This window comes from Streptomyces sp. NPDC029466, from assembly GCF_055574515.1.
Window position 1 is genome coordinate 41,755 of the sequence record NZ_JBVHZH010000006.1, and the last position, 24,973, is coordinate 66,727.

At 71.5% G+C, this 24,973-nt stretch carries 26 protein-coding genes; 17 read left to right on the forward strand and 9 right to left on the reverse strand.

Annotation, left to right across the window (positions count from 1 at the left end):
• Nucleotides 1-26 precede the first annotated feature (26 nt).
• The gene (locus ACZ4XD_RS07740; protein WP_468039218.1) at nucleotides 27-449 is read right to left on the reverse strand and encodes a hypothetical protein; all 423 of its coding nucleotides are present in this window, start codon (nucleotides 447-449) and stop codon (nucleotides 27-29) included.
• A gap of 270 nt (nucleotides 450-719) precedes the next feature.
• Between ACZ4XD_RS07740 and ACZ4XD_RS07745 the strand changes: the two genes are divergently transcribed.
• Together ACZ4XD_RS07745 and ACZ4XD_RS07750 are read left to right on the forward strand one after the other, a co-directional pair.
• Nucleotides 720-2,009 carry a GAF domain-containing protein gene (locus ACZ4XD_RS07745; RefSeq protein ID WP_468039220.1) on the forward strand — a complete coding sequence of 430 codons (1,290 nt, stop codon included), beginning with the start codon at nucleotides 720-722 and terminating at the stop codon, nucleotides 2,007-2,009.
• A gap of 256 nt (nucleotides 2,010-2,265) precedes the next feature.
• Nucleotides 2,266-3,126 (forward strand): LLM class flavin-dependent oxidoreductase, encoded by an 861-nt coding sequence (locus tag ACZ4XD_RS07750; protein WP_468039221.1) that lies wholly within the window; start codon nucleotides 2,266-2,268, stop codon nucleotides 3,124-3,126.
• A 120-nt stretch (nucleotides 3,127-3,246) separates the two neighbouring features.
• Here the strand turns inward: ACZ4XD_RS07750 and ACZ4XD_RS07755 are convergent, their stop codons facing one another.
• From ACZ4XD_RS07755 to ACZ4XD_RS07770, 4 genes are all read right to left on the reverse strand, one after another.
• Nucleotides 3,247-3,825: an HAD domain-containing protein gene (locus ACZ4XD_RS07755; protein WP_468039222.1), complete on the reverse strand. Its 579-nt coding sequence runs from the start codon at nucleotides 3,823-3,825 to the stop codon at nucleotides 3,247-3,249.
• A gap of 35 nt (nucleotides 3,826-3,860) precedes the next feature.
• Nucleotides 3,861-4,592, reverse strand: coding sequence for a class I SAM-dependent methyltransferase (locus ACZ4XD_RS07760; protein ID WP_468039223.1), 732 nt, complete (start codon nucleotides 4,590-4,592; stop codon nucleotides 3,861-3,863).
• 1 nt (nucleotide 4,593) lies between these two features.
• Nucleotides 4,594-5,505 (reverse strand): phosphotransferase family protein, encoded by a 912-nt coding sequence (locus ACZ4XD_RS07765; protein ID WP_468039224.1) that lies wholly within the window; start codon nucleotides 5,503-5,505, stop codon nucleotides 4,594-4,596.
• Between the two features lie 74 nt (nucleotides 5,506-5,579).
• Nucleotides 5,580-6,326 (reverse strand): hypothetical protein, encoded by a 747-nt coding sequence (locus tag ACZ4XD_RS07770; protein WP_468039225.1) that lies wholly within the window; start codon nucleotides 6,324-6,326, stop codon nucleotides 5,580-5,582.
• Nucleotides 6,327-6,547: 221 nt separating this feature from the next.
• Between ACZ4XD_RS07770 and ACZ4XD_RS07775 the strand changes: the two genes are divergently transcribed.
• The 15 genes from ACZ4XD_RS07775 (at nucleotide 6,548) to ACZ4XD_RS07845 (ending at nucleotide 19,974) form a co-directional block, all read left to right on the forward strand.
• The gene (locus ACZ4XD_RS07775; RefSeq protein ID WP_468039226.1) at nucleotides 6,548-7,903 is read left to right on the forward strand and encodes a tetratricopeptide repeat protein; all 1,356 of its coding nucleotides are present in this window, start codon (nucleotides 6,548-6,550) and stop codon (nucleotides 7,901-7,903) included.
• Nucleotide 7,904: 1 nt separating this feature from the next.
• Nucleotides 7,905-8,435 carry an NUDIX domain-containing protein gene (locus ACZ4XD_RS07780; RefSeq protein ID WP_468039227.1) on the forward strand — a complete coding sequence of 177 codons (531 nt, stop codon included), beginning with the start codon at nucleotides 7,905-7,907 and terminating at the stop codon, nucleotides 8,433-8,435.
• A gap of 273 nt (nucleotides 8,436-8,708) precedes the next feature.
• The gene (locus ACZ4XD_RS07785) at nucleotides 8,709-9,422 is read left to right on the forward strand and encodes a class F sortase (protein ID WP_468039228.1); all 714 of its coding nucleotides are present in this window, start codon (nucleotides 8,709-8,711) and stop codon (nucleotides 9,420-9,422) included.
• A 181-nt stretch (nucleotides 9,423-9,603) separates the two neighbouring features.
• On the forward strand, nucleotides 9,604-10,203 hold the full coding sequence (locus tag ACZ4XD_RS07790) for a GNAT family N-acetyltransferase (RefSeq protein WP_468039229.1): 600 nt from the start codon (nucleotides 9,604-9,606) through the stop codon (nucleotides 10,201-10,203).
• A 92-nt stretch (nucleotides 10,204-10,295) separates the two neighbouring features.
• On the forward strand, nucleotides 10,296-10,379 hold the full coding sequence (locus ACZ4XD_RS07795; protein WP_350257049.1) for a putative leader peptide: 84 nt from the start codon (nucleotides 10,296-10,298) through the stop codon (nucleotides 10,377-10,379).
• A gap of 214 nt (nucleotides 10,380-10,593) precedes the next feature.
• A complete protein-coding gene (locus ACZ4XD_RS07800; protein ID WP_468039231.1) occupies nucleotides 10,594-12,291 on the forward strand; it encodes a nitrite/sulfite reductase in 1,698 nt (565 codons plus the stop codon).
• A gap of 115 nt (nucleotides 12,292-12,406) precedes the next feature.
• Nucleotides 12,407-12,595, forward strand: coding sequence for a hypothetical protein (locus ACZ4XD_RS07805; RefSeq protein WP_042159383.1), 189 nt, complete (start codon nucleotides 12,407-12,409; stop codon nucleotides 12,593-12,595).
• Entirely contained in the window at nucleotides 12,592-13,293 is a 702-nt protein-coding gene (locus tag ACZ4XD_RS07810) for a phosphoadenylyl-sulfate reductase (RefSeq protein WP_468039233.1), read from the forward strand. The genes ACZ4XD_RS07805 and ACZ4XD_RS07810 overlap by 4 nt, the downstream gene beginning before the upstream one ends.
• A gap of 20 nt (nucleotides 13,294-13,313) precedes the next feature.
• Nucleotides 13,314-13,847, forward strand: coding sequence for an adenylyl-sulfate kinase (cysC, locus tag ACZ4XD_RS07815; RefSeq protein ID WP_042159386.1), 534 nt, complete (start codon nucleotides 13,314-13,316; stop codon nucleotides 13,845-13,847).
• Nucleotides 13,844-14,779 carry a sulfate adenylyltransferase subunit CysD gene (gene cysD, locus ACZ4XD_RS07820; protein WP_468039235.1) on the forward strand — a complete coding sequence of 312 codons (936 nt, stop codon included), beginning with the start codon at nucleotides 13,844-13,846 and terminating at the stop codon, nucleotides 14,777-14,779. The genes cysC and cysD overlap by 4 nt, the downstream gene beginning before the upstream one ends.
• Before the next feature lie 2 nt (nucleotides 14,780-14,781).
• A complete protein-coding gene (locus ACZ4XD_RS07825; protein WP_468039237.1) occupies nucleotides 14,782-16,137 on the forward strand; it encodes a sulfate adenylyltransferase subunit 1 in 1,356 nt (451 codons plus the stop codon).
• Between the two features lie 212 nt (nucleotides 16,138-16,349).
• Nucleotides 16,350-17,459, forward strand: coding sequence for an aliphatic sulfonate ABC transporter substrate-binding protein (locus ACZ4XD_RS07830; protein WP_468039239.1), 1,110 nt, complete (start codon nucleotides 16,350-16,352; stop codon nucleotides 17,457-17,459).
• Nucleotides 17,460-17,498: 39 nt separating this feature from the next.
• Entirely contained in the window at nucleotides 17,499-18,305 is an 807-nt protein-coding gene (locus tag ACZ4XD_RS07835; RefSeq protein WP_468039241.1) for an ABC transporter ATP-binding protein, read from the forward strand.
• Nucleotides 18,292-19,200: an ABC transporter permease gene (locus ACZ4XD_RS07840; protein ID WP_468039243.1), complete on the forward strand. Its 909-nt coding sequence runs from the start codon at nucleotides 18,292-18,294 to the stop codon at nucleotides 19,198-19,200. Before ACZ4XD_RS07835 ends, ACZ4XD_RS07840 begins: the two co-directional genes overlap by 14 nt.
• Nucleotides 19,201-19,203: 3 nt before the next feature.
• Complete coding sequence (locus tag ACZ4XD_RS07845; protein ID WP_468039245.1) at nucleotides 19,204-19,974, forward strand: sirohydrochlorin chelatase; 771 nt, start codon at nucleotides 19,204-19,206, stop codon at nucleotides 19,972-19,974.
• Between the two features lie 24 nt (nucleotides 19,975-19,998).
• Here ACZ4XD_RS07845 and ACZ4XD_RS07850 read toward each other — a convergent pair whose 3' ends face one another.
• The 4 genes from ACZ4XD_RS07850 to ACZ4XD_RS07865 form a co-directional block, all read right to left on the reverse strand.
• Complete coding sequence (locus tag ACZ4XD_RS07850; protein WP_468039247.1) at nucleotides 19,999-21,660, reverse strand: glycoside hydrolase family 13 protein; 1,662 nt, start codon at nucleotides 21,658-21,660, stop codon at nucleotides 19,999-20,001.
• 100 nt (nucleotides 21,661-21,760) lie between these two features.
• Entirely contained in the window at nucleotides 21,761-22,609 is an 849-nt protein-coding gene (locus ACZ4XD_RS07855; protein ID WP_468039249.1) for a carbohydrate ABC transporter permease, read from the reverse strand.
• Complete coding sequence (locus tag ACZ4XD_RS07860; RefSeq protein WP_468039251.1) at nucleotides 22,606-23,622, reverse strand: carbohydrate ABC transporter permease; 1,017 nt, start codon at nucleotides 23,620-23,622, stop codon at nucleotides 22,606-22,608. Before ACZ4XD_RS07860 ends, ACZ4XD_RS07855 begins: the two co-directional genes overlap by 4 nt.
• Nucleotides 23,619-24,944, reverse strand: a complete 1,326-nt coding sequence (locus ACZ4XD_RS07865) for an extracellular solute-binding protein (RefSeq protein ID WP_468039253.1) — start codon at nucleotides 24,942-24,944, stop codon at nucleotides 23,619-23,621. The genes ACZ4XD_RS07860 and ACZ4XD_RS07865 overlap by 4 nt, the downstream gene beginning before the upstream one ends.
• Nucleotides 24,945-24,973: the final 29 nt, after the last annotated feature.

Here is a 24,973-nt window from a genome sequence, read left to right on the forward strand (position 1 = left end):
CGCCGACCCGGCACCGCTCCCCGGTCTCAGGGGCTGCCGGGACGCTCCGGCGGGTCCGTGCCGCGCCCGCGCACCGCGGCATCGATGGCCACGACGAGGTCGCCGTCCGGCGCTTCCACAGGGAAGGCCACCAGCACCCCGCGTGCCTCGTAGTAGCGCAGCACCCGACAGGCCTCGTCGGCGCCGCTCCACTCCGCACCGTGCAGCAGGACCACGAGATCGGCGAAGGCCAGCGCGGGCAGCAGACCGCCGGTGCCGGCCACCCGGTCGAGAAGCTGCGGGGCGCCGTCGACGACATAGCCGTCGGCGGGCAGCCGCTGACGCCCGATCAGCAGGTCGACCGCGGGCAGCCGGGGAATCCCGTAGTGCTCCGCCAGCCGGGCCGCCCGCACGGTGCGGGTTCCCTCGTCGGCACCGATCACCACGACGCGCGGGGCAGCGGCCCTCATGGTCGCCCCCTCCCCCGCACTGCCGACATCGCACCGGCGGCCGATGGCATCCCCGGCCCTCACCGGTGGTTCCCCGACGGGTGTCCGGCGAACCCGCGGTGGCGGGGCGCCATCGGCCGCTCCGCCAAGATTCCCGGGAACGCGTCATAGGCCACAACGGTTGCAGTCCGTTGCAGTGCGCCGGTCCGGACCTGAACAATGGCCCTTCCAGGACGGTCTGGTGACGGCACGACGGGCACCACCCGGGGACAGTGCGCAACGGAGAGCAGTGTGAGCGACAGACCGATCGACAGTGCCATCTGGTCGGCCCAGGACATCCGTGTGACCGCCCAGCGCCTCGCCACGGTCCGGGAGGCCGTCCTCGCGGGCGAGACACCGGCCGACGCGCTGTCCGACGCGCCCCGCGCGGTCATCGGTGAGTCCTGGCGCCGGGCGCAGGTCTCGGGCGTGGACCCGGACCGGGACCAGCCGCAGACCCCGCTGTCCGTCGCGGAGTTGGAGCACCGTCGGCAGCTGTCCCGGCTGAGCCCGGTGCTGCCGGTGCTGAACGAGGGGCTGCTGGCGGCCGCCGATGCCGCCCAGCAGATCATGGTGGTCACCGATGCCGAGGGCCGGGTGCTGTGGCGGGAGGGCAGCGCGCCGGTCCGCCGGATGGCCGACCGGCTGGGCTTCGACAAGGGCGCCGACTGGCGGGAGGGCGTCGTCGGCACCAACGCCATCGGCACCGCCCTGGTCGCCCGCCGGCCGGTGCTGGTGCACTCCGCGGAGCACTTCGTCCGCAGCCACCACGGGTGGACCTGCGCCGCGGCGCCGCTCCACGACCCGCGCGACGGGCGGCTGTTGGGCACGGTGGACGTCAGCGGCCCGGCGCCCGGCTTCCACCCCACCACGCTCTCGCTGGTGTCCGCGGTCGCCCGGCTCGCCGAGGGCGAACTGCGCACCCGCCATCACCTCTCCCTGGAGCGGCTGCGGTCGAGCGCGGCGCCGGTGCTGGCGCGGATCGGCGGACGGGCGCTGGCCGTCGACCCGCACGGCTGGGTCGTGGGGGTGACGGGCCTGACCCCGCCGGACCGGGTGGCGCTGCCCAAGTCGCCCGAGGCCGGGCCGTTGTGGCTGCCGCGCTACGGCATGTGCACCCTGGAGCCGCTGCCGGGCGGCTGGCTGATCCGTATCGGGCAGCGGGAGCGGGACACCGGGCCGAGCCGGGTGGTGCTGGACGTCAGCGGCCGGGACGGCTCGACGGTCACCGTCAGCGGACCGGCCGGCAGCTGGTCACACGAGCTGACCCCGCGCCATGCCGAGCTGCTGTTCGTGCTCGCCGCGCATCCGCAGGGGCGCAGCGCCGCCGAACTCGCCCGGGACCTGTTCGGTGACGACACCCGTACGGTCACGGTGCGCGCCGAACTGTCCCGGCTGCGCCGCCACCTCGCGAGCGTGCTGGCGCACCGGCCCTACCGCTTCGCGGACGGCGTGGAGGTGGAGCTCCGGCTGCCACCGCAGCCCGTCCATCTGCTGCCACAGTCGATGGCACCCGCGGTGGCGGCGGCGCGGCGGGGGTGAGGGAAGCGGGCCGGGCGGGGGTGGCCGGCGGGGCGGCGGACGCGGTCGGAAGTGCAGCCAGGCGGGCCGGGCGGAAAAACCGGATGCGGTGCCGCGCGGCCGCCTCGTAAGGTGACCGTGCTCTGAATCAGCTCTCCAGAAGGCCGTCGCAGAACGGGAGCAGCCCGCGCGTATCGCACGCGCGGAGCCGAACGAGCGGGCGACACGACAATCCGTGATCACGCATGCCCGCATGCCCTTCTGGAGGACACCCACCATGTCCGTAGGTCTTGGCCTTCCCATCGGCGACCCCGCACAGCTGCTGAGCTGGGCCCGGCGCGCCGAAGCCACCCCGTTCAGCACCATCGCCCTCCTCGACCGGCTGGTGTTCGGCAACCCCGAGCCCCTCATCACGCTGGCCACCCTGGCCGGCGCCACCACCCGGATCCGGCTGCAGACCGAGGTGCTGCTCGCCCCGCTGCACCGCACGGCGCTGCTCGCCAAGCAGGCCGCCACCCTCGATCTGCTGTCCGGCTCCCGCTTCACCCTCGGCATCGGCATCGGCGGCCGCGAGGACGACTATCTGGCCAGCGGTGTCGACCTCCGCACCCGCGGCCGCCGGCTCGACACACAGATGGCGACGATGCGGCGTCTCTGGTCCGGTGAACCGCTCTCCGCGGACGTCGGCCCGATCGGCCCCGCCCCGGCGCGGCCCGGCGGGCCCGAGGTGCTGTTCGGTGGTTTCGTGCCCGCCGTGATGGAGCGTGTGGCCCGCTTCGGCGACGGCTTTCTCGGCGCCGCGCTGCCGCCCCGGCAGATCGGCGGACTCTTCCGTCAGGTGGAGGACGCCTGGGACCGGGCCGGCCGTACGGGCCGCCCGCGGCTGCTGGCCCAGGTCAATGTCGCGCTCGGCCCGAAGCCGGTCCTCGACCGCGCCCGCGCGGAGGTGCGCGCCTACTACGCGCCGCACAGCTTCACCGACCACGTGGTGAACGGCCTGCTCACCACGGGGGGCCAAATCCGTGAGGCGGTGGCCGTCTGCCGGGAGGTCGGCGCGGACGAGGTGATGCTCTATTGCTGGGCCCCGGACCCGGACCAGGTCGAGCGGCTGGCGGGGGCGGTGTTCCACGACGAGTAGCGGAGCGGCAGGGCCGCACTCGGCGGTCCTGCCCGGTGCGACAGAAAGGTCGGCCCGTGCCCCCGTCACCGGAATCCGCCGTTGAGGCGGGGGCATCGGCCCTTCGGCCCCGGGTTCGTGTCAGGCTGCTGCGGTTTCGTTCGGAGTGGTGGGGATGGCAGTCCGCGCAGTGAGCAGCCGTCCCGCCCACGTCCGGGCCTCGGCCAGGTGCTCTGCTTGGAGCCCGGTACGGGGGTCAGGTTGGATCAGGAGGGTTGCCGCGCCGCGGGCGGTTCGCTCTTCGGCCCAGGCGTGGTCGAGGCTGGTGAAGTCGTCGTCGATCCAGATAGCGGGGGCGTTGCCCAGCCAGGTGTCGACGTGGTCGCGTTTCCACAGGTAGCCGTTGGGATGGCTGGTGTTGATCTGCGGACGCGGCAGGTCGACGTGCGGCAGAGACGGGAGACCGAGGAGCGGTCCGATCAGGGTGGTGGCGTCCTGGCGCCAACTGGTGCACCAGGCAGGGGTGACCAGGCCGGTACGGATCACGTCCATGAGCATGGGGCCGTGGGCGGGGTCGAGCCAGACGGTGACCGGGTCGTCGGCGCCCCGTCCAGTGGGGACGACGTCATGGCGGGAGTGAGTGGCCGGGGTCGAGCCGTCCCCGTCGGGGAAGGGGATGAGGACGCCGTCGATGTCGAGGAGCAGGTAGGGCGGGCGCATCGGTTCCTCCAGGGGGAAGCCGGGACGGATGGCTGTCAGAGCTTGCGAGCACGGATCAGCAAGGTGGTGGGCCAGTGGCCCATGCGGGAATCGTGGAACTCCTGGGACGCGGTGAACCGGAAGCCCGCCCGGCTCAGGTGTTTCTCCCAGCAGTCGGTGGCGAACTCCCAGCGAGCGATGGGGAGCCGGGTGCGGTCGGGGAGGGTGACGTGGTCGCGACGGGGATGGTCGTCGGCAGCGGGGCTTCGGCCGCCGCGCTGCGGGTGGGGGACGGAGAAAACGAGCATCCGGCCGGGCGTGAGGCGCTGGGCGATGGCCGGGAGAAGGAGTTCGGGGGCGACGAGCCCGACGGCGCCGAAGACGGAGTAGATCGCGTCGAACTGCTCGTCGGAGGCGTGCAGGTAGTGCAGGGCATGGCCGGCGACGAAGGTGAGGTTGTTCAGCCGTCCGTAGTGGGAGCGGGCGCGACGCACCTGGAGGCCGACCAAGTCGACGCCGGTGACGTGGGCGCCGATTGGGGTCTCCCCTGCTCGAGCGGAGCCGAGAGCTCGGGGAAGGGTGGCGAGGTGAGCGGCGTTGTGGCCGGGGCCGCAGCCGAGTTCCAGGAGCCGCTTGCCGCGCAGGTCGGGGCCGAGGATCTCGGCGCCGGGCCCCTGCCCGGGTCTCGTGGTCCACTCCATCCGGGCGGGTACGGCGAGGGGTTCGGCAAGTCCGGCGTCGGTGCGCTGAAGGGCGTGGGCGTGCCACGGGGAAGCCTGGGCGAGCACGTCAGATCTCAAAGAGGTGGAGGACGTCGCTGAGGTGGCGGCGGACGACCTTGATGTAAGCAGGGTCGGTTGCCGGGGCGTCGATCCAGCGGATGGCCTGCTCCATGAACCACTCGACGGCCCACATGCGGTGCCAGCCCAGGCACCAGTTCTCGGCGGTGAGCCCGCCGCGCGGGGCGAGGGCGTCGGGGGTACCGCCGGCGGTGACGTACTGCTCCAGAAAGACGCGCAGGCGTACGGGGTGCGGGGGCTCGATGGTGCCGTGCCAGCTGGCGAGGTCGAGCAGGCCGGGACCGGTGAAGGCACGGGCGAAGTCGAGCAGCCTCCAGCCGTGCTCGCCGATGTGGAGGCTGGTGGGGTGGAACTCGGAGTGCACCCAGCCGAAGGGCTCCATTGTTGCTCCGCCCGAGCGGGCCTCGGCTGCTTGGGCGATCCTCCCGAGCGTGTCCCCGACGTCGTCGGCGTCCTGCCATCGGTCGGCCTTGCGCAGCCGTCCGAGGTGCTCCAGGGCCCGGTCCGGCAGCGTGCGCAGCCGCTCCTGGTCCAGGACGGGCAAGGGAGGAGCCGTAGGGGTGCCGTGCAGGACCACGGCTGCGGCGACGCCGTCCAGGTCGTCGGCCTCGCGGACGGACGGCCCGAGATCCTCCATGAGCATGCCGAGCCAGCCGTCCAGAACGGCGGAGGCGTGGACCTGGGGGACGGGTACCCCGAGAGTGCGGGCCAGGCGGAGGGCCTGATCCTCGCTGTCGAACGGCTTCTTGGCGTACTTGAAGACGGCCGTGGAGCCGTCGGGGAAGGCCACGCGCTCGACTCCGGACATGGACCACACACGCACCTCCTCCCGTACAGCGGTGGCCTGACCGGTCACGGTGAGCAGGTTGTCGAGGAGGTCGGCGCTGGGGTTCGGGCTCATTGGGGGCTCCGGTCAGTTGGAGGCGTCCGGGGCGGGCAAGGGGGCCGGCCCGCCCCGGAGCCTGATCGGGTGGGTTATGCGGCGGCGTTCACGCGGTGGGCGTAGACCTGCTCGATCCAGCCCGCCTTGAACGCGGCGAGGTCGTCACGGAAGTTCGCCATCGAGGCGCCGTAGGGCGCGACGACACCACCGGTCTGGTCCGGCACGGACTGGCAGCCGTGCACGAGGCGCCCACCGAGCGCGGTGTGGGCCTTGATGGACTCGATCCGGCGGTGCTCGTTGAACCAGCCGCCGTGGTAGACCTCGTCGAGCATCCCGCCCATTTCGTCATCCAGGTCGAAGACGACGGAGGTGGCGGCGGGGAAGAACCAGCACGGGCCGACGTTGGAGATGTGCCCGTCCAGTTCGACCTTGTTGAGCGCCATGAGCGTGGCCGCCTCGCGGAGCATCCGCAGATGGTCGGCCGTGATCTGCGGGAGTCCGAGGCCGGTGAGGTGCTCGTCGCGGAAGAGGTAGGCGTACACCTCGTACGCGGTGGCCAGGACACGAGCGGCGTCAGAGGTGGACTCGCCGTGCTTCTTGATGAAGTCGAGCGCGAGCTGCTCGACCGCGCTCTCGGTCGTCTCGTCCACGCCGAGGAGCTGGGCCTTGACCAGCTCCCAGTCGGCCACGAGCCAGGTGTTGGACTCGAAGCGGAAGAAGTACTCGGCCGGGTCGATCGTGATGCGTCGACCGTCGACCTGGATGCCGGGCAGGCGGCTCCAGCGCGGGTCGAACGCCTCGGGCAGTTCGACCGTGGCCGTGGTGTCGATGGTGGTCACCGTATCTCCGTCTCTGATCGTCCGGGCCGGGCACAGGAATGCCCGAACCCGTGTGGGCGTACGGAACTTCGGGGAGCCGCCCGGACCAAGGGGGAGCCTGGATCACGGTCGCGCCGTTCCGGGCGGCTGCTGATAAGTGAACCAGTGGTCACGCTCAGTGGGTACGGTGGAAGGCAGCTGAAGCGGTATACGCGGTTTACAGCTCCGGAGTGGAGGCGATCGTGGCGGCGCAGAAAGCCCCCAACTTCCGTCTGCGCGACAGCATCGACGCGGTCGACTGCACCTACGACGCCCTCGCCAGAGACGTGCGGCGCATCGCCGCCGAGAACGGCGAAAACCTCCAGACCAACAAGTCGGCCATCTCGCACTGGGTGAACGGCACCCGTTCTCCTTCGGGCCGGGTAGGCCAATACCTTGCCGAAGCACTGTCCCGCCGAGCCGGACTCACGATCACCCAGACCGAGATCGGCCTCCCTACCAGCGAGGCCGAAGAGCCGGCGGAATCGGACCCCGTCCGCGCTGTCACCGACCTGGGCCGCGCCGACGTCGAACGCCGACGTTTCCTCACCATCGCGGCCTTCACCACCGCCGGCGTCGCCATGCCACTCGACTACGACCACGAGGCCGCCGCCCGCATGCTCCGTGCCCGCACCGGCACGTCCGTGGTCGGCGCGGAGGACGTGGACGTCGTACGCCAGATCACCGCGGCCTTCAGCGCCGCCGACGAGCGCCTGGGTGGCGGGCACGGCCTGACCACCGTCACCGCGTACCTCGCCGACACCGCCGCCCCGATGCTCCGCGGACGCTTCCCCTCGGAGCCGTTACGCCGCGCCGCCTTCGGCGCCGTCGCCGAACTCGCCTACCTCGCCGGGTGGAAGCATCACGACCTGGGCCACGAGGGCGCGGCCCAGCGCTACTACCAAGTCGGCTACCAGCTCGCCTGCGAAGCCGACCCCCACGGTCACGCGGCCTGGATGATGCGCGCCCTCGCCCACCAGGCCCTGAGCCTCAAGCTGCCCCACCACTGCGTCGACCTCGTCGAAGGCGCCCTGCGACGCGGCCTCGGTCACGTCGACGGCCAGACCGAGGCCCTCCTCCACATCACCCACGCCCGCGCCTACGCAGCCGTGAACGAGAACCCCCTGGCCGCGCGCGCCCTGCTCGCTGCCGAAGACGCCCTCCTACGCGACGACGGCCCCCAGCCCAGCTACTCCCGCGTCAGCGGCCCGGCTGCCGGCACCGTGGCCAGCCACACCGCCCGCACCTTGACCGACCTCGCCGACCACATCGGTACCGAGCAGCAGCACCGCGACGCTCTCACCCGCTGGGACCCGGACCAATACAAGCGCGTCCACGCCCTCACCCACGCCGACCTCGGCGACAGCCTCGCCGCCCAGGCCCGAGCTGACGAAGCGGTCGCCGCCTGGACCCAGGCACTCGTGCTCATGGAAGGGATGACCTCCGACCGCACCCGCAAGGCGATCTCCTCGATCCGCTCCACCCTCGCGGTCTACCAGCGCCGCCGCGTCCCCGGCGCCGCCGATCTCGCCCGCCGCGCCCGAGAGGCCCTCGCCTAACATGCCCAACAACCCGCCCGACGAAGGGAACACCGTGGCCCAGCAGACCGACGACCGCTCCCAAGCCCTCAAGCCGGCGCTCGACTCGATGACCCTGCTGGTCGCGGCCGTCATCGTCCACGACAAGGCCACCAACCGCGTCGTCCTCCTCCAGCGCAGCGAGAACGCCAAGTTCGCCCAGGGCATGTGGGACCTTCCCGTCGGCAAGAGCGAACCGGGCGAGCCCATCACCGAGACTGCGGTGCGCGAGCTCTACGAGGAGACCGGCCTCACGGTGAAGCCGGAGTCCCTCATTGTCGCCCACATCATCCATGGTGCCTGGGGCGTCGAGGCCCCCAACGGCTTTCTCACGGTCGTCTTCGCCGCCCACGAATGGACCGGCGAGCCCGAGAATCGAGAACCCCGCAAGCACTCCCAGGTTCGCTGGGTTGATGCCAACGCCATCCCCGAGGCATTTGTCGACACAACAGCCAGCGCTCTCCAGAGCTACCTGCGCGGCAGTTCTCAGGTATCACTTGACGGTTGGCGTTGAAGACTGTCCCGTAACCAGGCGCGCGGGACCGGGGTCCGTTGTGGTGCGGTAAGGCGGTGCACTCCAGCCACTTGTCCACCACGGCAGAAGCTGGGGTCAGGGTCATGAACGCCCGCAGTCATCAGGTGAGCGGCAGGGATGAGCCGGCGGACACAACAGCCTCCGGCCCCGCCACCCGTTCGCCCGACTGCTGTCGCTGCCGGCCCGGGGCCCGCCTAGCGTGCCGACTGCGGACCGTGCACCTCCCGGGCGCGCGGCCACGGGAGGTGAGTGATGAGCCCGCCAGGCGCGCCGGAAGCGGCGCCCGGGGATCCGGCGGCCGCGCGTCGGCCCCGGTGGGGCGTGCTGGCGCTGGTCGGTCTCGTCGGCCTCGGTATGGTGCGGCAGGGCCTGACCGGGGAGACGACGGGGCCGCCGCAGCCCGGAGCCGGTTCGGCGCTCTTCCCCGGTGATCTCCCGCCCGACGGGCCCGCACCGCCGCCGCTGCCCCGTTCCGTCCCCGCCCGGGTGGCGATTCCGTCGCTCGATGTGTCGGCTCCGCTGCTGCCGCTGGGGCTGGACGGCAACGGCCGCATCGTGGCGCCGCCGGCCGGGGAACCCGGGCTGGCGGGCTGGTACGCGAACGCCCCGACCCCGGGGGAGAACGGCACCGCGGTCCTCGTCGGCCACGTCGACAGCCGCAGCGGGCCCGCGGTCTTCTACGGGCTGGGTGCCCTGGAGAAGGGCCGGACGATCCGGGTGACGCGCGAGGACGGACGGACCGCGGTCTTCGAGGTCTACGGCATCCAGGTCTTCGACAAGCGGAAGTTCCCCTCCCGGAAGGTCTACGGCCCCACCGGACGCCCCGAGCTGCGGGTCCTGACCTGCGGCGGCCCCTATGCGGCGGGTTCCGGTTACGCGGGCAATGTGGTGGTCTTCGCCCGGATGACGGGATCCGGCCAGGAATCCGGCCAGGGATCCGGCCAGGGAGACCTACCGGGCCGGTGACCCGGGGGCGGAGGAGGTCCGGCGGGGCCTGCGCCGCGCCACGAAGTGAACCGGCGTCTCACGATCCGGGACGAGTCGGGATGAGCCGGGATGAGCCGGGACGCCCCGCCGCCGCCCGTTCGGGGTCCCGCTTTCCCCGTCGGGCGGCCCCTGGCCCGGCCCGGTGTGATGTTCTGGCCCCATGAGCCTCTCGGTCACCACCTGGTACCTCGAACAGACCTCGCCCGCCGACGCGTCCCCCGCCCAGGAGCCGCCGGCCGAACAGGGCGTCCGTATCGCCCGCTCCGAGATACCGTCGCCCGAATTCAGCCGCTTCCTCTATACGGCGGTCGGCGGGGACATCACCTGGACCGACCGGCTGACCTGGCCGTACACCGAGTGGGCGGAGTTCCTCGGGCGGCCGGGGGTGGAGACCTGGGTGGCGTACGAGCGCGGTACGCCCGCCGGGTTCATCGAGCTGACGGGCGGGGCGGACGGCTCCGTGGAGATCAGCTATTTCGGGCTCCTCCCGGCGTTCCGGGGGCGCCGGATCGGCGGGTATCTGCTCGCGTACGGGATCGAGCGGGCCTGGGACCTGGCCGAGCGGTGGCCGGGGCGGGCGCCGACCAAGCGGGTGTGGGTGCACACCTGCAGCCTGGACGGGCCGCACGCGATGGCGAACTACCAGCGGCGCGGCTTCCGGCTGTACGAGACCATCGTCGACGAAGAGCCCGAGAGGGCCGCCCCCGGACCCTGGCCCGGTGCGGGTCCGCTCACGGCCGGTGAGCCCGCCGGGGAGTGACCGACAACACACTGTCTCGCGATGCGGGACAGTGGTGTCCAAATTCTGGATGACGGTGGACTGGCCGGAGAGCGACGTGCCAGGCTTCCGTCATGTCTCGAGCTGGAATTGCCTTGGTGAGTCGGCGGCACGTCGACCTCGGCCGCATGTCCAGCGCCATTTGTCGGGCGGGCTGAGGCTGCCTTCACCAGGGGCTTCGGCTCCTGAGCAGCACCCAGCAGCACCGCATTCTCGCCGTCCCCATCGTCGCGGACGCGCTGACACCCCCTGACCCGCAGACCTCCCCGACGCGTTGCCACGCGCCGCCTTTCGGTGTGTCCGCGCAGGTCATCGTGGTGCCCAGCGACCGGTCCGGATCCCTTGAGCCCGCCCAGAAGGACGTATACACCCATGGCCGCCTCCTCCGAAGTCCCCGCAGCTGCCACGACCCGCCGCAAGGCCGGACGCCACCGCGGTGAGGGCCAGTGGGCCGTTGGCCACTTCACGCCGCTCAACGGCAATGAGCAGTTCAAGAAGGACGACGACGGTCTCAATGTGCGGACACGCATTGAGACGATCTACTCCAAGGCCGGTTTCGACTCGATCGACCCCAACGACCTGCGCGGGCGGATGCGTTGGTGGGGGCTGTACACCCAGCGCAAGCCCGGGATCGACGGCGGCAAGACCGCGATCCTGGAGCCGGAGGAGCTGGACGACAAGCACTTCATGCTGCGGGTCCGGATCGACGGCGGGCGGCTGTCCGTGGCCCAGCTGCGCGCCATCGGCGAGGTCTCCGAGGAGTACGCCCGCGGCACCGCGGACATCACCGACCGGCAGAACATCCAGCTGCACTGGATCCGCATCGAGGACGTCCCCGCCATCTGGGAGAAGCTGGAGGCCGTCGGGCTCTCCACGACCGAGGCGTGCGGTGACTGCCCGCGCGTGATCATCGGTTCCCCGGTGGCCGGTATCGCCGCGGACGAGATCATCGACGGCACCCCGGCCGTGGACGAGATCCACGACCGCTACATCGGCAGCAAGGAATTCTCCAACCTGCCGCGGAAGTTCAAGACGGCGATCTCCGGCTCGCCCGTCCAGGACGTGGTCCACGAGATCAATGACGTGGCCTTCGTCGGCGTCGTCCACCCCGAGCACGGCCCCGGCTTCGACCTCTGGGTCGGCGGCGGGCTGTCCACCAACCCCAAGCTGGCCCAGCGCCTGGGCACCTGGGTGCCGCTGGACGAGGTCGCGGACGTCTGGGCCGGCGTCGTCGGCATCTTCCGTGACTACGGCTACCGCCGGCTGCGCACCCGCGCCCGGTTGAAGTTCCTGATGGCCGACTGGGGCCCGGAGAAGTTCCGCCAGGTGCTGGAGGACGAGTACCTCCAGCGCAAGCTGGCCGACGGTCCCGCGCCCGAGGAGCCGGCGTCCAAGTGGCGCGACCACATCGGGGTGCACCAGCAGCAGGACGGCCGCTTCTACGTGGGCTTCGCCCCGCGCGTCGGCCGGGTCGACGGCACCACCCTCACCAAGATCGCCGAACTGGCCGCCGCGCACGGCTCCGACCGGCTGCGTACCACCGTCGAGCAGAAGATGATCATCCTCGATGTGGCGCGGGACCAGGTCGACTCGCTCGTCGCCGGGCTGGAGGCGCTGGACTTCCAGGTCACCCCCTCGCCGTTCCGGCGCGGCACGATGGCCTGCACCGGCATCGAGTTCTGCAAGCTCGCCATCGTCGAGACCAAGGGCCGCGGCGCCTCGCTCATCGACGAGCTGGAGCGGCGGATGCCGGACTTCCAGGAGCCGGTCACCATCAACCTCAACGGCTGCCCGAACGCCTGCGCCCGTATCCAGGTCGCGGACATCGGTCTCAAGGGCCAGCTGGTCCTGGACGACGAGGGCAACCAGGTCGAGGGCTACCAGGTGCACCTGGGCGGCGCGCTGGGCCTGGAGGCCGGCTTCGGCCGCAAGGTCCGCGGTCTGAAGGTCACCGCCGACGAACTCCCCGACTACGTCGAGCGGGTGCTGCGCAACTTCGAGGCGCAGCGCGAGGAGGGCGAGCGGTTCGCCACCTGGGCGGCCCGTGCGGAAGAGGGTGCTCTCAAGTGAGCGAGCCTCGGCGCGCGGCGCCGACTGGACTGAGGAGCCGCGCAGTGACGAAGGAACGAGCAGTGACGAGGGAAGCCGGCGCATCCGAGCGCGCCGAGGCTGAGCGGGGGACACAGTGAGCGAACGCGCGGCACCGTTCTACTGCCCCTACTGCGGGGACGAGGACCTTCAGCCTTCCGAAGAGGGCCATGGCGCCTGGGAATGCCGGTCCTGCAGCCGTGCGTTCCGGCTGAAGTTCCTGGGCCTGCTGGCCCAGGGGCTGACCGGCAAGTCCCCTTCCGCTCCCGACGGAGGTGAGTCGTGACCACCGCTACCACCGCAGCCGACCTGAAGCAGCTCGCCGAGCAGGCGGGCCGTGACCTGGAGGACGCGCCCGCACTGACGATCCTCACGTGGGCCGCCGAGACCTTCGGTCCGCGCTTCTGCGTGACCTCCTCGATGGAGGACGCGGTCGTCGCGCACCTGGCCTCGCGGGCCTTCCCCGGCGTGGACGTGGTGTTCCTGGACACCGGCTACCACTTCCCCGAGACCCTCGGGACCCGCGACGCGGTGGCCGAGGTGATGGACGTCAACGTGCTCACCCTGACGCCGCGTCAGACGGTGGCCGAACAGGACGCCGAGCACGGCCCGAAGCTGCACGACCGCGACCCCGACCTGTGCTGCGCGCTGCGGAAGGTCAAGCCCCTCGAAGAGGGCCTGGCCCGGTACGACGCCTGGGCGACGGGGCTGCGCCGGGACGAGTCGCCGACCCGGGCGAACACCCCGGTCGTCGGCTGGGACCCGAAGCGGCAGAAGGTGAAGGTGTCGCCGATCGCCCGCTGGACGCAGTCCGACGTGGACGCGTACGTGGCCGAGCACGGGGTGCTCACCAACCCGCTGCTGATGGACGGCTACGCCTCCGTCGGCTGCGCGCCCTGCACCCGCCGGGTGCTGGAGGGCGAGGACGCCAGGGCCGGCCGCTGGGCCGGCAGCAACAAGACCGAGTGCGGGCTGCACGGATGACCGAGCATCAGGAGATATCCATGACGGGCGCCACGATCTGGCTGACCGGTCTGCCGAGCGCGGGCAAGACGACCCTCGCGCACGAGCTGGCCGGCCGGCTGCGCGGCGAGGGCCACCGGGTCGAGGTGCTCGACGGCGACGAGATCCGCGAGTTCCTGTCCGCGGGCCTGGGCTTCAGCCGCGCGGACCGGCACACCAACGTCCAGCGCATCGGCTTCGTGGCCGAACTGCTGGCGAGCAACGGCGTCAAGGCGCTGGTGCCGGTGATCGCGCCGTACGCGGACAGCCGCGAGGCGGTGCGCAAGCGCCACCAGAGCGAGGGCACCGCCTACCTGGAGGTGCATGTGGCCACGCCCGTCGAGGTCTGCTCCGAGCGGGATGTGAAGGGCCTGTACGCCAAGCAGGCGGCGGGCGAGATCTCCGGGCTCACCGGTGTGGACGACCCGTACGAGGCTCCCGAGTCGCCCGATCTGCGCCTGGAGTCGCACACCCAGACCGTGCAGGAGTCCGCGGCGGCGCTGCACACGCTGCTCACCGAAAGGGGACTGGCATGACCGCCACCGCTGCCGTGACCGAAGACCTCGACAACCCCTACGCGCTGTCGCACCTGGACGCGCTGGAGTCCGAGGCGGTGCACATCTTCCGTGAGGTGGCGGGGGAGTTCGAGCGGCCGGTGATCCTGTTCTCCGGCGGCAAGGACTCCATCGTCATGCTGCACCTGGCGCTGAAGGCGTTCGCGCCCGCCGCGGTGCCGTTCTCGCTGCTGCATGTCGACACCGGCCACAACTTCCCCGAGGTCCTCGACTACCGCGACCGCACGGTGGAGCGGCACGGGCTGCGGCTGCACGTCGCCTCCGTACAGGACTTCATCGACCGCGGTGAGCTGCGCGAGCGCCCCGACGGCACCCGTAACCCGCTGCAGACCGTGCCGCTGCTGGACGCCATCGACAAGGGCCGCTTCGACGCGGTCTTCGGCGGCGGCCGCCGGGACGAGGAGAAGGCGCGCGCCAAGGAGCGGGTGTTCTCGCTGCGCGACGAGTTCGGCGGCTGGGACCCGCGCCGGCAGCGCCCCGAGCTGTGGCAGCTCTACAACGGCAAGCACTCCCCCGGTGAGCATGTCCGGGTCTTCCCGCTGTCCAACTGGACCGAGCTGGACGTGTGGCAGTACATAGCCCGCGAGAAGATCGAGCTGCCCGCCATCTACTACGCCCACGAGCGCGAGGTCTTCGCCCGCAACGGCATGTGGCTGGCGCCCGGTGAGTGGGGCGGCCCCAAGGACGGCGAGAGCCTGGAGACCCGGCAGGTGCGCTACCGCACGGTCGGCGACATGTCCTGCACCGGCGCCGTCGACTCCGACGCGGACACCATCGAGGCCGTGATCGCGGAGATCGCCGCGTCCCGGCTGACCGAACGGGGCGCGACGAGGGCCGACGACAAGATGTCCGAGGCCGCCATGGAGGACCGCAAGCGCGAGGGGTACTTCTAACCATGAGTACGAACACGGACGCGATCGACGTCGTGGACGCGGGTGCCACCTCGCTGCTGCGCTTCGCCACCGCCGGATCCGTCGACGACGGCAAGTCCACCCTGGTGGGCCGGCTGCTGCACGACTCCAAGTCGGTGCTCGCCGACCAGCTGGAGGCCGTCGAGCACGCCTCCCGCAACCGCGGGCAGGAGGCGCCCGACCTGGCGCTGCTGACCGACGGGCTGCGCGCCGAGCGCGAGCAGGGCATCACCATCGATGTCGCCTACCGCTACTTCGCCACCCCGCGCCGCCGCTTCATCCTCGCGGACACCCCCGGGCATGTGCAGTACACCCGCAACATGGTCACCGGCGCCTCCACCGCCGAGCTGGCCGTGGTGCTGGTCGACGCCCGCAACGGCGTCGTCGAGCAGACCCGCCGGCATGCCGCGGTCGCCGCCCTGCTGCGGGTCCCGCATGTCGTCCTGGCCGTCAACAAGATGGACCTGGTCGACTACGCCGAGCCGGTCTTCGCCGCCATCGCCGAGGAGTTCACGACCTACGCGGCCTCGCTGGGCGTCCCGGAGATCACCGCGATCCCGATCTCGGCGCTGGCCGGTGACAATGTCGTGACGCCGTCGGCCCACATGGACTGGTACGGCGGCCCGACCGTGCTGGAGCACCTGGAGACCGTGGCCGTCGTCGCCGACCCCTCGGACGACCCCGGCCGCTTCCCGGTCCAGTACGTGATCCGTCCGCAGACCGCCGAACACCCCGACTACCGCGGCTACGCGGGCCAGATCGCCTCCGGTGTGCTGCGCGTCGGCGATGCCGTCACCGTGCTGCCCTCGGGCCGTACGAGCAGCATCGAGGCGATCGACGCGCTCGGCCAGGCCGTGGACGTCGCCTGGGCGCCGCAGTCGGTCACCGTCCGGCTCACCGACGACATCGACGTCTCGCGCGGCGACCTGATCGCCCCGACGGCCACCGCGCCGGGTGTCTCGCAGGACATCGAGGCGACCGTCTGCCATGTGGCGGACCGGCCGCTGACCGTCGGGCAGCGGGTGCTGCTCAAGCACACCACCCGCACGGTCAAGGCGATCGTCAAGGACATCCCGTCCCGGCTGACCCTGGACGACCTCTCGCAGCACCCGGCGCCCGGTGAGCTGGCCGCCAACGACATCGGGCGGATCGTGCTGCGCACGGCGGAGCCGCTGGCGCTGGACGCCTACGCCGACTCCCGCCGCACCGGCTCCTTCCTGCTGATCGACCCGGCGGACGGGACGACGCTGACCGCGGGCATGGCGGGCACCGCCTTCGCGGAGGCGGCGGAAGAGGCCGCACCGGCGGCCGCGGCGGACGACGAGGGATGGGACTTCTGAGCATGCTCCAGGACGTTTTCTCGACCTTCGCGAAGGAGGGCGGCCGCATCGGCAGCGGCGCCCTGGGCAGCGGGCAGGGCGGAGTCGGCCGATGTGTGCGCTGACGATGCCCGGCTCCGTATCCCCCACGCCCCCCTTCCGAAGATCCATAGCTCCGCCGGGCGCGCTCTAGAGGGCGCGCACCGCCCGGCCCTCCGAGAGGAACTCCTCCCGTGTCTGCCGTTCGTCACCGCCTGCTGGCGGCCGCCGCCACCGTCCCGCTCCTGATAGGGGCGCTGGGCGCCTGCGGCTACGGCTCCCAGGCCAAGAAGGACACCGCGGCCGGGGTCGCACCCAAGGGCGCCAAGACCGATGGGCTCGATCAGCTGACGATCGGGTACTTCGGCAACACCACGCACGCCACCCCGCTGGTGGGCCTCCAGAACGGCACGTTCCAGAAGGAACTGGGCGGCACCGAGGTGAAGTCCTCCGTCTTCAACGCGGGCCCCGAGGAGATCGAGGCGCTCAACTCGGGCGCCATCGACATCGGCTGGATCGGCCCCTCCCCCGCGATCAACGGCTACGCCAAGTCGCACGGCAAGAGCCTGAAGATCATCGGGGGTTCGGCCTCCGGCGGGGTCTCGCTGGTGGTCAACCCCAAGAAGATCAAGAGCCTGGGCGACCTCAAGGGCAAGACGATCGCGACCCCGCAGCTGGGCAACACCCAGGACGTCGCCCTGCTCAACTACCTGGCCGGCAAGGGTTACAAGGTCGACCCCACCACCGGCAAGGGCGACGTCACCGTCCAGCGCACCGACAACAAGGTGACGCCCACGGTCTTCCAGCAGGGCGGCATCGACGGCGCCTGGGTGCCCGAGCCCACCGCTTCCAAGCTCGTCGCCGAGGGCGGCAAGACGCTCCTGGACGAGAAGAAGCTGTGGAAGGACGGGAAGTTCGTCATCACGAACATGATCGTCTCGCAGAAGTTCCTCAAGGAGCACCCGAAGGCCGTCGAGGCGGTGCTGCGGGCCTCGGTGAAGACCAACGCCTGGATCCGTTCGCACCCGGCCGAGGCGAAGAAGACCCTCAACGACAAGCTCGCCTCCTCGAACGTGGCCGGCAAGGCACTGCCGCAGAACGTCATCGACCCGGCGTTCAAGAACGTCGACATCACCGATGACCCGCTGGCCGCCACCCTCCAGCAGGAGGCCGACCACGGCGTCAAGGCGGGCCTGCTGAAGAAGCCCGACCTCAAGGGCATCTACGACCTCACGCTGCTGAACAAGGTGCTGAAGTCGCAAGGCAAGCCGCCGGTCGACGACGCCGGACTCGGCAGCAAGTAGCCCCGCCCGCAGCACGCACTCCCCCAGGAGGTGACACCGATGACGACCACCACGCTCACCAAGCAGCAGCCCGCCACGGCGGACACGGGCACCACCGTGCCGTACGCGGCTCGCATCGACCATGTCTCGAAGTCGTTCGGCCGCACCGGCGCACAGCAGCATGTCCTGGACGACATCAGCATCGATGTGGCGCCCGGCGAATTCGTCTGCATCCTGGGGGCCTCGGGCTGCGGCAAGTCCACCCTCCTCAACATCGTCGCCGGGCTCGACGCGCCGTCCGCCGGCGCCATCGAGACGCCGGGCGGCCGGCCGGCCCTGATGTTCCAGGAGCATGCGCTGTTCCCGTGGCTGACCGCGGGCCGGAACATCGAACTGGCGCTGCGGCTGCGCGGGGTGCCGCGCGCGGAGCGCCGCGAGGAAGCCGAGCGGCTGCTCGAACTCGTCCGCCTCAAGGGCGCCCACGGCAAGCGGGTGCACGAGCTGTCGGGCGGGATGCGCCAGCGGGTCGCGATGGCCCGTGCGCTCGCCCAGGACAGCCAACTGCTGCTGATGGACGAGCCGTTCGCGGCGCTCGACGCGATCACCCGCGATGTGCTGCACGACGAGCTGACCCGGATCTGGCGCGAGACGAACCTCTCGGTCCTCTTCGTCACCCACAACGTCCGGGAGGCCGTGCGGCTCGCCGAACGCGTGGTCCTGCTGTCCTCCCGTCCGGGCCGGATCGCGCGTGAATGGCGGGTGGACATCCCGCAGCCGCGCCGCATCGAGGACTCCGCGGTCGCCGACCTTTCCATCGAGATCACCGAACAGCTCCGTGGGGAGATCCGCCGCCATGGCCAGCACTGAGACCAAGGTCCCGTCCACCGCCGCGGAGGGGGACGGCTCCGGCGACATCGCCGGTCTGGAGGCCGGGCTGGACGCCCTGGAATCCAGGGTCGTCGACCGGCAGCCGTGGCTGCGTACCGCCGCCTCGAAGGCGCTTCCTCCGCTGATCGCCATCGCGATCGTGCTCGCCCTGTGGCAGCTCGCCTACCACTTCGCGCTCAAGCCGCACTACCTGCTGCCGAGCCCCGTCGACGTCGGCCGCTCGCTCCAGCAGAAGTGGCTGGAGGGCACCCTGCTGAGCTTCGTGTGGACCAGCGTCTCCCGCGGCGCCCTCGGCTTTCTCGCCTCGGTGGCCATCGGCACGGTGCTCGGGCTGATCGTCGCCCAGGTCAAGGCCGTCCGGGCCGCGATCGGGCCGATCCTGAGCGGGCTCCAGTCGCTGCCCTCGGTCGCCTGGGTCCCGGCCGCGATCATCTGGTTCGGGCTGAGCGACGCCACGATCTACACGGTGGTGCTGCTCGGCGCGGTCCCGTCCATCGCCAACGGACTGGTGGCGGGCGTGGACCAGATCTCCCCGCTCTACCTGCGGGCGGGCCGCACCATCGGTGCCACCGGCCTCGCCGGGGTGCGGCATGTGCTGCTGCCGGCCGCACTGCCGGGCTATATCGCCGGGCTCAAGCAGGGCTGGGCGTTCTCCTGGCGTTCCCTGATGGCCGCCGAGCTCATCGTGAACGCGCCCGATCTGGGCACCGGTCTGGGCCAGCTGCTGGAGCAGGGCCGTGAGCTCCAGGACATGTCCTGGGTGCTGTCCGCGATCCTGCTCATCCTCATCGTCGGTATCGGCATCGAGCTGCTGATCTTCGCCCCGGTCGAACGCCGGGTGCTGCGCAGCCGCGGCCTCCTGGTGAAGAACTGACCCATGCATACCCGCCCCACACTTCTCGTCATCGCCCACGGCAGCCGCGACCCGCGGCACGCGGCGACCGTCACCGCGCTCTGCGCGCGGGTCCGGGCGCTGCGGCCGGGGCTGCGGGTCGAGGTCGGTTATCTCGACTTCAACGCCCCCCGGGTGCCGCGGGTACTGGAGCGCCTGTCGGCCGAGGGGGTCAGGGATGTGGTGGCGCTGCCGCTGCTGCTGACCCGGGCCTTCCACGCGAAGTCCGACATCCCGGCGGTACTGCGGGAGGCGGCCGCCCGGCTGCCCCTGCTGACCATCCGTCAGGCCGACGTGCTGGGCCCGTCGCCCCTCCTGATCGCCGCGCTGGAGCGCAGGCTGGAGGAAGCCGGGCTGCGACCCGGCGACCGTCGCTCGACCGGGGTCGTACTAGCCTCGGCGGGCTCCTCGGACCCGGAGGCGAGCGCAGTGATCGCTGAAATCGCGCGGGAGTGGTGGCGCACCGCTGGTTGGTGTGCCGTGCGGCCTGCGTTCGCCTCCGCATCTCTTCCCGGCACCGCCGACGCGGTGCGGGCCCTGCGTGCCGAGGGCGTCCGGCGGGTGGCCGTCGCCCCGTACGTCATCGCGCCCGGATTCCTCCCGGACCGGATCGCCGCCGGCGCCCGTGAGGCGCACGCCGACCTTCTCGCCCCCGTCCTCGGCCCGGCACCCGAACTGGCCCGGCTGCTGGTGCGGCGCTACGACGGTGCGGTCCTGGCGCACGCCCGAGGGGACCTGACGGCGCTCAGCGCCTGACAGGTCCCCAGGGCACGTCCCCGGTCAGCGCGTGGTGCGCAGCCAGACCGTGGTCCACGGCGGCAGCTGGTCGCCGGTGACCGGCGCGGAGCTCAGCAGCAGCTCGCCGGCCGGCAGCGGCCGGGGCTCGTCCGACAGGTTGGCCACACACTCCCAGCCGCCCGAGCGGCGGAAGTGCAGGGTGCCCGGGTCCGTCGTCTCGCCGGACCATTCCAGCGCCTCGTCGCCCACCATCCGGCGTCGGGTGGCCAGCGCCCTGCGGTAGAGCTCCAGGGGTGCGGACGCCACGCCCTCCTGGGCCTCGACGGACAGCGCGCCCCAGCCCTGGGGCTGCGGCAGCCAGGAGCCGCCGCTGCCGAATCCGTACGAGCTGCCCTCGCGCCGCCACGGCAGCGGCACCCGGCAGCCGTCCCGCCCCTTCAGCGCACCGCCGCTGCGGGTCCACACCGGGTCCTGGAGGCTGTCGCGGGAGAGCTCGGCGACTTCGGGCAGGCCCAGTTCCTCGCCCTGGTAGACGTAGGCCGAGCCGGGCAGCGCCAGCATCAGCAGGGTCGCGGCCAGGGCCCGGCGCAGGCCGAACTCCCGGTCGAGGACGGGTTCCTGTCCGTCGGAGAGCAGCCAGGCCTCTTCGTCGCGGCCCTCCGGGAGGCCGTACCGGGAGGCGTGCCGGATCACATCGTGGTTGGAGAGCACCCAGGTCGCGGTCGCCCCGGCCGCCCGCGCGTCGGCGAGTGCGGTGTCGATGGAGGCACGCAGCTCCGCCGCGTCCAGCGCGGCCTTGAGGAAGTCGAAGTTGAAGGCCTGGCCGAGCTCCTGCGGGGTGGCATAGGCGGTACGGCGGGAGTTGCGCACCCAGGCCTCGGCGACGGCGACCCGGGGCGGGTCGTACTCGTTGAAGACCTTGCGCCAGTCCCGGAAGATCTCATGGACCTCGTCCCGGTCCCAGAAGGGGTGGCTGCCGTCCTCGGGCAGGTCCGCGGGTGTGTAGCCCTCGACGGTGCCGATGTCGCGGAGCGGCGCGGCCAGATCCTTCGCCAGACCGTGGGCCACATCGACGCGGAAGCCGTCGACACCGCGGTCGGACCAGAAGCGCAGGGTCTGCCGGAAGTCCGCGCGGACCTCGGGGTTGTCCCAGTTGAAGTCGGGCTGCTCGGGGGCGAAGAGGTGGAGGTACCACCAGCCGTCCGGCAGCCGGGTCCAGGCCGGGCCGCCGAAGCAGGAGATCCAGTCGGTGGGCGGCAGTTCACCGTGCTCGCCCTTGCCCTCGCGGAAGACATAGCGCTCCCGCGCGGCGGATCCGGGCTCGGCGCGCAGCGCCTCCTGGAACCACTGGTGCTGGTGGGAGGAGTGGTTGGGCACGATGTCCACCATCACCTTGAGGCCCAGGCGGTGCGCCTCGGCCACCATGGCGTCGAAGTCGTCCAAGGTGCCCAGCCGCGGGTCGACATCGCGGTAGTCGGCGACGTCATAGCCGCCGTCGGCCAGCTCCGAGGGGTAGAAGGGGCTCAGCCAGACGGCGTCCACGCCCAGGCCGGCGAGGTAGGGCAGCCGGGAGGTGATGCCGGGGAGGTCGCCGATGCCGTCGCCGTCGGAGTCGGCGAAGCTGCGCGGGTACACCTGATAGACGACGGCCTGCCGCCACCAGTCGGTGGTCTCGCGGGCGGAGTCGAGGTGCTGAGGGGTCACGTGGAGGCCTTTCGGGCGGTAGCGGACGCGTGACGGGAAGAGTGCGGCGCCGCGCGGCGCCGGGTCGGGTGCGGCGGGGTGGCCGGCGCGGGGGCCGGGGTCATCCCTTCACCGCCCCTGAGGTCATGCCCGAGACGATCGAGCGGCGGAAGATCAGGACCAGGACGCCGATCGGGACGGTGGCCGCCACGGCCCCCGCGAACAGCGTCCCGTAGGGGACCGTGTACTGGCTGGTGAACAGGGCGATGCCGACCGGAACGGTGCGGTGGCCGTCCTCGCTGTTGAAGGTCAGCGCCAGCAGGAACTCCGCCCAGGTCGCGGTGAAGGTGAAGATGCCCGCGGTGAACAGCCCCGGCCGGGCCAGCGGCGCGATCACGGTCAGGACGGTGCGCAACGGCCCCGCGCCGTCGACGGTGGCCGCCTCCTCCAGCTCACGGGGGATGCCGACCAGGTAGTTGCGCATGATCCAGATGGCGAACGGCAGATTGAGCGCGACATAGGGCACGATCAGGCCCGGGTAGCTGTTGAGCAGCCCGAGTTGCCGCTCCAGCAGGAACAGCGGAACGACCAGCGCGATCGGCGGGAAGACGGACAGCATCAGCAGCGTCGTCATGATGGCGCCGCGGCCGCGCAGCGGGGTGCGGGCCAGGGCGTACCCCGCGAAGAAGGACAGCCCCAGCACGGCGGCCGTGGAAACCGAGGCCACCAGCACGCTGTTGAGCAGATAGCGGCCGATGCCGTTGCGGACGAACGCCTCCGCGTAGTTGCCGAGCGTCGCCGATTCCGGCACCAGGCCGGGCGGGGCGGCGCTGATCTCGCCCGGTCCCTTGAAGGACGACGCGATCATCCAGTAGAGCGGCAGGGTCGACAGCACGACGATCGCCAGACCGCCGAGGTTGACGGCGTTGAGGTACCGGCGGATACCGGTTGCCGGTGTACGGCGGTTCATGCCCGCCCTCCTTCGTCGGCCTGCGTCCGGAAGACCCGCAGGAAGAGCAGACAGCAGCCGATCACGATGACCGCGGAGGTGGTGGCCACCGCCGCGCCCCGGCCGATGTCGAGGTTCTGGAAGAGCGTTTTGTAGCCGAGGATCGCCAGGGATTCGGTGGCGGTGCCCGGTCCTCCCTGGGTCAGCACGAACGGCAGGTCGAATATGCCGAATGCCTGGAGAATGCGGAAGAGGACCGCGATGGCCATGATCGGCCGCAGCTGCGGCAGGGTCACCTTCCAGAACGTCGTCCAGGCGCCGGCGCCGTCGATCTCCGCCGCCTCGTAGACATCGCCAGGTATCAGCATCAGTCCGGCGAGAACGACAATCGCGACAAAGGGCGTGGTCTTCCATACGTCGACCACCACCATGGCGCCCATGGCGGAGGCGGGCTGCCCGAGGATGTCCGGCTGGTGGCCGAGGATCTGCGCGAAGAGCCAGGTCAGCCCGCCGTAGGTGCCGTTGAAGAGATATCCCCACAACTGGGCGGCGACGACATTGATCAGGGCCCAGGGCAGCAGCAGCACCGCCAGCACCCAGCCGCGGGCGGCTCCCAGCCGTTCCAGTACGAGCGCCGCCGCGGTGCCGAGCACCAGCTCCAGCAGGACGGTCACGGCGGTGAAGCCGAAGGTGAAGAGGAGCGCGTGGCGCCATTCCGGGCTGCTCAGCAAGGCGGCGTAATGGTCGCCCGTAAGGGACTGGATGCTGAACCCGCCGTACTCCAGGCGGACATCGGCGAAGCTGAGCAGCACCGAGAAGAGCACCGGGAAGACCGTCACGGCAGCGATGGTGAGCAGTGCCGGCGAGGCGAAGAACCAGCCGGTGCGCGCCCGTCTGCGCCGGCTCACCCGGGCCGGGCCACCGCCGCGCGGTACGGGTCCGGTGTGCACTCCGGCCGGCTTCCGGGCCGGACTCTCGGGGACGGTCGCGGAGGAAGCCGCGGAGGAGCCCGCGGAGGAGGTAACGGCATTCACAGCGCCCTGCCTTCCAGCGCGGTACGGATGTCGGCGCGGGCCGCGCGCACGGCCTGGGCGGGCGTGGCCCGGCCGCCGATCACGGCGTTGGCCCGGGTGTAGAGCGCCTTGCTGACCTGGGGGTAGTACGGGGTCTGTACCGGCCGGGCGACCAGCCGCAGTTCCTTGGCCCGGGAGAGCGTGGGATCACCGACCCGGCGGGCCTCCGGCCGGGCCAGTACGCCTTCGAGCGCCGGAATCACCCCGGCGTGCTTCAGCAGGATCATCTGCGCCTCTTCTCCGGCGCAGAAGCGGGCGAAGGCGACCGCGGCCCCGAGGTGGTGGGAGTTGGGATTGACGAAATTGCTCCAGCCGCCGGCGCAGCTCACCCCGCGCGGCCCGTCGCCGTCGAAGCCCGGGCGGGGTACGACGCCGACCCGGCCGGCCACCTTGGAGACCGCGCGGTCGGCCGCGTTGCCCCAGGCGTAGGACCAGTTGCGCAGGAAGACGCCGCGGCCGCCGGTGAAGGCGTCCTGGGAGTCCGCTTCCACGTAGGTGGTGACCGTACGGGGCGTGACCCCGGTCTCGGTGAACTCCCGCATCAGCGCGAAGGCCCGCTCGGCGCCCGGCCCGCTCAGCGCCACCCGCCCCGCCGCGTCCAGTACGGGGGCCTGGGCGTCGGCCAGGAACTCGGTGACATTGCAGGTCAGCGACTCCGATACGGAGCCCTGCCAGAGGAAGCCGTAGGCGGCGTCGCCGGCCCGCTGGATCCTGCGCGCCGTGCGCAGCAGCTCCTCCCAGGTGCGGGGCACCGGCAGACCGTGCTTGGCCAGCAGGTCCTTCCGGTAGAAGAGGAAGGAGTTGTCGGTGAAGAAGGGCAGCGCGTACACGGCCCCGCGGTACTCGCTGACCCGGCGCAGGGCCGCCGGATAGTCCGACCAGAAGTCCTTGGGCAGCAGTGTCTGCACGGGCAGGGCAAGGGAGTTGGCGCCGAACTGGGCCGGCCAGGTGGTGTCCCCCAGGTAGACGTCGGGGGTGGGTGAGGCTCCCGCGAGCTGGGTGGTGACCGCGGCGCGATTGCCGTCGGTGGTGCTGAGGGCGTTCGATTTCCGGACACGGAGGTGCGGATGGCGGCGTTCGAAGGCCCGGATGATCAGGTCGGCCACCACCGGGCCGTTCCGGGAAGGGATTTCGGACACCCACCAGACGAGGGTGGCCGGGGTACGCGGGACGTGGGCGGCCTGGGTCAGCAGGGTGTCCAAGGGCTTGCCCGCGCAACCGCTGGTGAGCCCGGCTCCGGCGGCGAGACCGCCCGCGAGCAGGGTTCTGCGGCTCAAGGCCATGAGTGCTCCTCACGTCTTGGCTGCCTTCG

Coding starts and splice junctions, on each gene's coding strand:
- ACZ4XD_RS07825 (WP_468039237.1), top strand. CDS start 14,782: ATGAGTACGAACACGGACGCGATCGACGTCGTGGACGCGGGTGCCACC.
- ACZ4XD_RS07855 (WP_468039249.1), bottom strand. CDS start 22,609: ATGAACCGCCGTACACCGGCAACCGGTATCCGCCGGTACCTCAACGCC.
- ACZ4XD_RS07740 (WP_468039218.1), bottom strand. CDS start 449: ATGAGGGCCGCTGCCCCGCGCGTCGTGGTGATCGGTGCCGACGAGGGA.
- ACZ4XD_RS07780 (WP_468039227.1), top strand. CDS start 7,905: ATGCCCAACAACCCGCCCGACGAAGGGAACACCGTGGCCCAGCAGACC.
- ACZ4XD_RS07845 (WP_468039245.1), top strand. CDS start 19,204: ATGCATACCCGCCCCACACTTCTCGTCATCGCCCACGGCAGCCGCGAC.
- ACZ4XD_RS07755 (WP_468039222.1), bottom strand. CDS start 3,825: ATGCGCCCGCCCTACCTGCTCCTCGACATCGACGGCGTCCTCATCCCC.
- ACZ4XD_RS07750 (WP_468039221.1), top strand. CDS start 2,266: ATGTCCGTAGGTCTTGGCCTTCCCATCGGCGACCCCGCACAGCTGCTG.
- ACZ4XD_RS07865 (WP_468039253.1), bottom strand. CDS start 24,944: ATGGCCTTGAGCCGCAGAACCCTGCTCGCGGGCGGTCTCGCCGCCGGA.
- cysC (WP_042159386.1), top strand. CDS start 13,314: ATGACGGGCGCCACGATCTGGCTGACCGGTCTGCCGAGCGCGGGCAAG.
- ACZ4XD_RS07785 (WP_468039228.1), top strand. CDS start 8,709: ATGAGCCCGCCAGGCGCGCCGGAAGCGGCGCCCGGGGATCCGGCGGCC.
- ACZ4XD_RS07840 (WP_468039243.1), top strand. CDS start 18,292: ATGGCCAGCACTGAGACCAAGGTCCCGTCCACCGCCGCGGAGGGGGAC.
- cysD (WP_468039235.1), top strand. CDS start 13,844: ATGACCGCCACCGCTGCCGTGACCGAAGACCTCGACAACCCCTACGCG.
- ACZ4XD_RS07765 (WP_468039224.1), bottom strand. CDS start 5,505: ATGAGCCCGAACCCCAGCGCCGACCTCCTCGACAACCTGCTCACCGTG.
- ACZ4XD_RS07795 (WP_350257049.1), top strand. CDS start 10,296: ATGTCTCGAGCTGGAATTGCCTTGGTGAGTCGGCGGCACGTCGACCTC.
- ACZ4XD_RS07800 (WP_468039231.1), top strand. CDS start 10,594: ATGGCCGCCTCCTCCGAAGTCCCCGCAGCTGCCACGACCCGCCGCAAG.
- ACZ4XD_RS07790 (WP_468039229.1), top strand. CDS start 9,604: ATGAGCCTCTCGGTCACCACCTGGTACCTCGAACAGACCTCGCCCGCC.
- ACZ4XD_RS07835 (WP_468039241.1), top strand. CDS start 17,499: ATGACGACCACCACGCTCACCAAGCAGCAGCCCGCCACGGCGGACACG.